Here is a 6,216-nt window from a genome sequence, read left to right as displayed (position 1 = left end):
GCATTTTACCGGACGCCGATCCGCTTGTGGATTGGGTTTTTCAACAGCCTGCTAGGAGGCATGATGCAGAAGCGATTCGACAAGGGCCGCTGGGGCATCATCGCCGTGCTGCTGGCAGTCGCCGTGCTGGGTTATCTCTGGGGGCGCCACTGGATGGGCAGCCAGCTCTCGGCACTGCCGGTGGTTGAGCTGCCCGCACCGGCGGACTGTCAGCTGCATCGTGCGCCCTGCCGCCTCAGCCTGCCGTCCGGCCAGCTGACCATGGAGTTCAGCGAGGAGCCGGTGCCACTGCAGCCGTTTCGGATTCAGCTCCATAGCTCCCTCGAGATCGATACGGCCACGGCCGATTTCCAGATGGTGGACATGTACATGGGCGTGAACCGCTACGCGCTGGTGCGCCAGTCTGCGGATATCTGGAGCCGCGAGGCCATGCTGCCGGTCTGTGCGACCGGGCGCAGTGACTGGCTGATGTACCTGCGCCTGGAGGTGGCGGGTGTGGCCTACGTCACCGCGCTGCCCTTCGAGGCGGCCGCTGCGCGCGAGGGCCGGTGAGTGGTCTTCAGCTTGATGTTGATCGCGCCTTTCGGCTCTCCTACCAGTACCCAGCTGTCGTAGGAGCGCCGAAAGGCGCGATCAACGGGCGGCATGGCGGATGAGCTGGCACTGCGCTCTGCGCATGTGCCGGCAGGGTCAGCAGCCGAGCCCTCTCGACGATCATGCCGTATCGTGCAACCCCGTGGCCAGGGGGCTGGCCTCCTACGTTGATCGGGAGACGAGAGACGGGTGGTGGAGGTGGTAGGAGCCGAGCCCTCTCGGCGATCACCCTGATCTGGGCGATGGTGCTTTGCCGGCAGGGTCAGAGCGCGCAGCAGGCGAGGCGGAACTCGATGTCCTGCTGCTGCTGGCGGGCGCGGTTGTCGAGGTCGGGCTGGCTGAGGAAGCGGATGGTGAAGCGGTGCTTGCCGGCGCTGATCTCCGGGAACCAGGTGACGTTGGCCGGCAGCTCCACGCGGATGATCTGGTAGGGCTGGGAGAGCTCGAGGTTCTGCTGGTAGAAGCCCTGCCTGGCCACTTCCTGGCGCGGCGTGGCGCTGTCGCGGATGAGGCCGAGCACCAGATCGATGGCCTCCTGCACCTCGCGAAACGGCGTGATCCAGAGTTCGAGCTGTTCCCGGCGCCGTGCCACCGGGCGCGACAGCCAGTGGTGGTAGGCCGGCAGGTCGAAGTCGCAGGTGCCGCCGGGGATGGAGGTGCGCTGGCGCAGGGCGTTGATGAAGTCGTTGTCCTTCAGGTGCCGGCCCAGCTGTCCGGCCATGTCGTGCAGTTTTTTGATCTGCTGGCGCTGGCGGTCGATGATGCCTTCCAGGCGGGTCTGGTCCACGTCCGGCTCGCGGCTCAGGCGACTGAGGTTGGCGATCTGCCGGTCCAGTTCCTTCATCAGGTCGCTCTTGAGGTCGCCACGGGTGGAGAGCTGGAAGATCTCCATGAGCGTCACCAGGGCGCAGTGCGTGTCCCAGTGGCTGTCGAGCGGCAGGCAATAGTCGAAGCGCGCCATCAGCGCCTCCAGGCGCAGCAGGGTGCGCAGGCGCTCGTTCAGCGGTTGTTCGTAGGTGATGGTGTCGCTCACGTTCTGCCGTGACTTCTGCTCAGATGGTCGTGCGCGCTATTCTCGCACGCCTTGCCGCCTCACACATCCCCGCCGCGTGCGCCGGCCAGCCCGCGATAGCGACGATCCAGCACATCGACCTGCGCCGTGAGTCCGGCGATGTCGGCATTGTTGTCGATCACGTCGTCGGCCTGCCCGAGTCGGGTCTCGCGGTCCGCCTGGCTGGCCAGGATGGCTTCGGCCAGCTCGCGGGTCATGCCGTCCCGGTCGAGTATGCGGGCGAGTTGTACGTCGCGGTCGCAGTCGACCACCAGGATGCGGTCCACCAGATCGGTCATGCCCGCCTCGATCAGCAGGGGCACGACGACGATGCAATAGGCCGCGTCGATCTGGCCGAGACCCGTGGCAATCGCCGCGCGTACCCGCGGGTGCACGATGGCGTTCAGGCGGTCGAGCGCCTCGCGGTCATGAAAGACGGCCTCGCGCAGCGCGGCCCGGTCGAGACGGCCGTCGGCCTGCAGCATCTCGCGACCGAAGGTCTGCACGATCTCCTCGAGCGCGGGTTGCCCGGGGGCGACCACCTCGCGGGCGATGAGGTCGCTGTCGATGACCGGGACGTGGTGCCGTGCGAACAGCCCGGCGACGGTGGACTTGCCGCAACCGATGCCACCGGTGAGGCCGATGCGCAGCATGCGCGGATCAGAAGGCCGTCGGGCCGAGATAGGCCCGCATGATCTCCTCGCCCCAGAGCAGCGCGATCCAGCCGCCGCCGGCCAGGTAGGGGCCGAAGGGGATGGGGATGTTGCGGTCGCGTCCGCGGAAGGCGATCAGCGATAGCCCTACCGCTGCACCGACCACGGCCGAAAGCAGGATCACGAGCGGCAGGAACTGCCAGCCCAGCCAGGCGCCGATGGCCGCCAGCAGCTTGAAGTCGCCAAAGCCCATGCCCTCCTTGCCGGTGAGCAGGCGGAAGAACTGGTAGACGACCCACAGGATCAGGTAGCCGAAGATCGCGCCGAGCACGGCGGATTCGAGATCGGTGAAGAGATTGCCGAAGTTGACGATGATGCCGGCCCACAACAGGGGCAGGGTGATCACGTCCGGCAGCAGCTGGGTGCGGATGTCGATCACGCTCAGCACCAGCAGCGTCCAGGTGAGTCCCACGGCGGCCAGCGTCTGCCAGGTCACGCCGAAGTGCCAGGCGACGACCATGGCGAGCACCGCGGCGGCGAGTTCCACGGCCGGGTACTGGAAGGAGATGTGTGTGCCACAGGCGCGACACTTGCCGCGCAGCACCAGCCAGCTGATGACGGGGATGTTCTCGAGTGCCGTAATCCTGTGTCCGCAGGACGGGCACCGGGATCGCGGAACGATGAGGTTGAAGCGCTCGGTCTCCTCGGCGGGGACCGTGGGGGCGGTGTCATCATCAGCCAGCCACGCGCGGCATTCCTGCCGCCAGCCGCGTTCCAGCATCACCGGCAGGCGCAGGGCCACGACGTTCAGAAAGCTGCCCACGAGCAGGCCGAACAGCCCGACCACAACGACGAAGCCCACGGGGTGGGCTTCGTAAAAGGCGAAAAATTCCTGCATGGGTTAGATGACCGAGCCCATTTTGAAGATCGGCAGGTACATGCCCACGACCAGGCCACCGACGAGTACACCCAGGATGGCCATGATGAGCGGTTCGAGCAGGCTGCTGAGGCCGTCCACCATGTTGTCGACTTCTTCCTCGTAGAAGTCGGCCACCTTGGACAGCATGTCTTCGAGCGAACCGGATTCCTCACCAATCGCCACCATCTGTACCACCATGTTGGGGAACAGATTGGTGGAGCGCATGGATGCCTGCAGCTGCGTGCCCGACGAGGTATCGTCGCGCATCTTCAGCGTGGCTTCCTGGTAGAGGGCGTTGCCTGTCGCCCCGGCAACCGAGTCCATGGCCTCGACCAGCGGTACGCCAGCCGCAAACATGGTGGCCAGGGTGCGGGCAAATCTAGCAATGGCAGACTTGCGTAGAAGGTCACCGATGACAGGGATCTTGAGGGCGACAATGTCGCGCCTGCGTCGAAACTCGGCGGAACGCTTGTTGATCTCGATAAAGCCGAAGATGGCAATACCGATACCGCCAAACAGGATATACCAGTAGCTTTGCAGCCAGCGGGAGATATCGATCAGCCACTGGGTGAAGGCCGGCAGGTCGGCGCCAAAGCCCTTGAAGAGCTCCTCGAACTGTGGCACCACGAAGAGCAGCAGGATGGTGGTGACGATAAAGGCAACGATCAGCACGGCGGTCGGGTACATCAGGGCCTTCTTGATCTTGGCCTTGATGGCTTCGGTCTTTTCCTTGTAGGTGGCGATCTTGTCGAGCAGCGTCTCGAGTGCACCGGCCTGTTCGCCTGCCCGCACCAGGTTGACGAACAGCGAGTCAAATTGTGCCGGGTGCTTGCCAAGCGCGTCGGCCAGCGGTGTGCCGCCTTCGAGGTCGGACTTAATCGCCAGGATCATATCCTGCATGCTGGGGTTCTCGTGGCCGCGGCCGACGATCTCGAAGGCCTGTACCAGCGGTACCCCGGCCGACATCATGGTGGCGAGCTGGCGGGAGAAGATCGCGATGTCCTTGGAGGTAATCTTCTTCTTTCCGCCAAGCAAGGGCTTGGGTTTCTTGCGTACCTTGAGCGGATTGATGCCCTGGCGGCGCAGGTCGGCCTTGATGATGGCGTCGCTCGCGCCTTCCATCTCGCCCTTGATCTTCGATCCCTTCTTGTCCGTGCCTTCCCAGACGAAGATCATCTTGTCGGATTTTGCGGCTTTGGCGGCCATGGGTTAGTCCTTGGTTACGCGGTTGATTTCTTCCAGGCTGGTCACGCCGGCCCGCACCTTGTTGAGGCCGGATTCTCGCAAATCGGGGATACCTTCTTTTTTTGCCTGATCGGCGAGCTGGATGGCGTTGCCACCCTCCATGATGATGCGCCCCATCTCCTCGGACAGCGGCATGACCTGGTAGATGCCCACGCGGCCCTTGTAGCCGTTGGCGCACTCGTCACAGCCTACCGCCTTGTAGATGGTCAGGCTCCCCAGCTCGTCCTCGCGGAAGCCCTCTTCCAGCAGGGCCTCGCGAGGCACATCGTCCACCGCCTTGCAGCTGTTGCACAGGCGCCGGCCGAGGCGCTGGGCGATGATCAGCGAGACGGCGGAGGCGATGTTGTAGGCCGGCACCCCCATGTTCATGAGGCGGGCCAGGGTCTGCGGGGCGTCGTTGGTATGCAGGGTCGAGAGCACCAGATGCCCGGTCTGGGCCGCCTTGATGGCGATCTCGGCCGTTTCCAGGTCGCGGATCTCGCCCACCAGGATGATGTCCGGGTCCTGGCGCAGGAAGGCGCGCAGGGCATTGGCGAAGGTGAGGCCGACCTTGGGGTTCACGTTTACCTGGTTGATGCCGGTGAGATTGATCTCGGCCGGGTCCTCGGCGGTGGAGATGTTGCGGTCCGGGGTGTTGAGGATGTTGAGGCCGGTATAGAGGGAGACGGTCTTTCCGCTGCCGGTGGGGCCGGTGACGAGGATCATGCCGTAGGGCTTGGAGAGGGCATCGAGGTAGAGCTGTTTCTGGTCTTCCTCGTAGCCCAGCACGTCGATGCCGAGCTGGGCGCTGGTGGGGTCGAGGATACGTAGTACGATCTTCTCGCCCCAGAGCGTGGGCAGGGTGTTGACGCGAAAGTCGATGGCCCGGTTCTTGGACAGCTGCATCTTGATGCGGCCATCCTGCGGGATGCGTCGCTCGGAGATGTCCATGCGGGACATGACCTTGACGCGGGCGGCGATGCGCGGTGCCAGGTTCACCGGCGGGCTGGAGACCTCCTGCAGCACGCCATCGATACGGTAGCGTACCCGGTACTTCTTCTCGTAGGGTTCGAAGTGGATGTCCGAGGCCTTGCGATTGATGGCGTCCAGCAGCACCTTGTTGACGAAGCGCACGATGGGCGTGTCGTCGGCATCGGACTCGGATACATCCCCCTTGTCTTCCTTCTCGGCGTTGATCTCGAGGTTGTCGAGGTCGTCGTCGAGTTCCAGGTCCTCCATGGAGCTGTCGGCAGCGGAGAGGACATCCTCGATGAGCTTGGTGAGCTTGTCGTGCTGGACGATGACGGGCTCGGTGGCGATACCCGTGTTGAACTTCATCTCGTCCAGCGCCAGCATGTTCATCGGGTCCGAGACGGCCACGAACAGCCGGTTGCCCCGTTTGATGAGCGGCAGGGCATGGTGCTTGCGCACCAGCTTTTCCGAGAGCAGGTCCTTGGGGATGGCCTCGTGGTCGATCACGGTCAGGTCGAAGACGGGGATGCCGAATTCCAGCGACCCGGCCTGGGCGACGGCACGGGCATCGACCTTCTTGCTTTCGACCAGATAGGCGACCAGGGGGATGCGCTTCTTCTGCGCGTCGTCCTGCGCCGCCAGGGCCTTGGCCTCGTCGAGCAGGCCGTCCTGGACGAGGCGGCGGGCGAGGCCGGAGAGCTTGGGGTTCGCGGAGGTGATGCCCATCCTGAGAGTGTCCGTTTAATTTTTATGTGATTACAGCATGTTAACGGACCTTGCTGACTTGTCAATTTTCAAATGAT

At 64.2% G+C, this 6,216-nt stretch carries 6 protein-coding genes; 1 reads left to right on the top strand and 5 read right to left on the bottom strand.

All coding sequences use genetic code 11. The annotated features are described in order from the left end of the window. The first annotated feature begins 63 nt into the window (after positions 1–63). Positions 64–552 carry a hypothetical protein gene (locus tag HUJ28_02345; protein MBD3618299.1) on the top strand — a complete coding sequence of 163 codons (489 nt, stop codon included), beginning with the start codon at positions 64–66 and terminating at the stop codon, positions 550–552. Positions 553–856: 304 nt separating this feature from the next. On the opposite strand, the gene zapD is transcribed toward HUJ28_02345, so the two are convergent. Genes zapD through pilB form a run of 5 tightly spaced genes read right to left on the bottom strand, consistent with a single transcriptional unit; the run spans position 857 to position 6,139 of the window. Then, complete coding sequence (gene zapD / locus HUJ28_02340) at positions 857–1,627, bottom strand: cell division protein ZapD (protein MBD3618298.1); 771 nt, start codon at positions 1,625–1,627, stop codon at positions 857–859. Positions 1,628–1,686: 59 nt separating this feature from the next. Further along, positions 1,687–2,298 carry a dephospho-CoA kinase gene (locus HUJ28_02335; GenBank protein ID MBD3618297.1) on the bottom strand — a complete coding sequence of 204 codons (612 nt, stop codon included), beginning with the start codon at positions 2,296–2,298 and terminating at the stop codon, positions 1,687–1,689. Positions 2,299–2,305: 7 nt separating this feature from the next. Next, a complete protein-coding gene (locus HUJ28_02330; protein MBD3618296.1) occupies positions 2,306–3,196 on the bottom strand; it encodes a prepilin peptidase in 891 nt (296 codons plus the stop codon). A gap of 3 nt (positions 3,197–3,199) precedes the next feature. Next, a complete protein-coding gene (locus HUJ28_02325; GenBank protein MBD3618295.1) occupies positions 3,200–4,423 on the bottom strand; it encodes a type II secretion system F family protein in 1,224 nt (407 codons plus the stop codon). A gap of 3 nt (positions 4,424–4,426) precedes the next feature. Then, the gene (gene pilB / locus HUJ28_02320; GenBank protein ID MBD3618294.1) at positions 4,427–6,139 is read right to left on the bottom strand and encodes a type IV-A pilus assembly ATPase PilB; all 1,713 of its coding nucleotides are present in this window, start codon (positions 6,137–6,139) and stop codon (positions 4,427–4,429) included. Positions 6,140–6,216: the final 77 nt, after the last annotated feature.

It is taken from the genome of Chromatiales bacterium (assembly GCA_014762505.1).
GTDB lineage: Bacteria > Pseudomonadota > Gammaproteobacteria > SpSt-1174 > SpSt-1174 > SpSt-1174.
This window is presented reverse-complemented; position numbering and strand designations above follow the sequence as displayed.

What these genes read in the sequence shown, in the direction of transcription:
- HUJ28_02345 (MBD3618299.1), top strand. Translation starts at nt 64, where the DNA reads ATGCAGAAGCGATTCGACAAGGGCCGCTGGGGCATCATCGCCGTGCTG.
- HUJ28_02335 (MBD3618297.1), bottom strand. Translation starts at nt 2,298, where the DNA reads ATGCTGCGCATCGGCCTCACCGGTGGCATCGGTTGCGGCAAGTCCACC.
- HUJ28_02330 (MBD3618296.1), bottom strand. Translation starts at nt 3,196, where the DNA reads ATGCAGGAATTTTTCGCCTTTTACGAAGCCCACCCCGTGGGCTTCGTC.
- HUJ28_02325 (MBD3618295.1), bottom strand. Translation starts at nt 4,423, where the DNA reads ATGGCCGCCAAAGCCGCAAAATCCGACAAGATGATCTTCGTCTGGGAA.
- pilB (MBD3618294.1), bottom strand. Translation starts at nt 6,139, where the DNA reads ATGGGCATCACCTCCGCGAACCCCAAGCTCTCCGGCCTCGCCCGCCGC.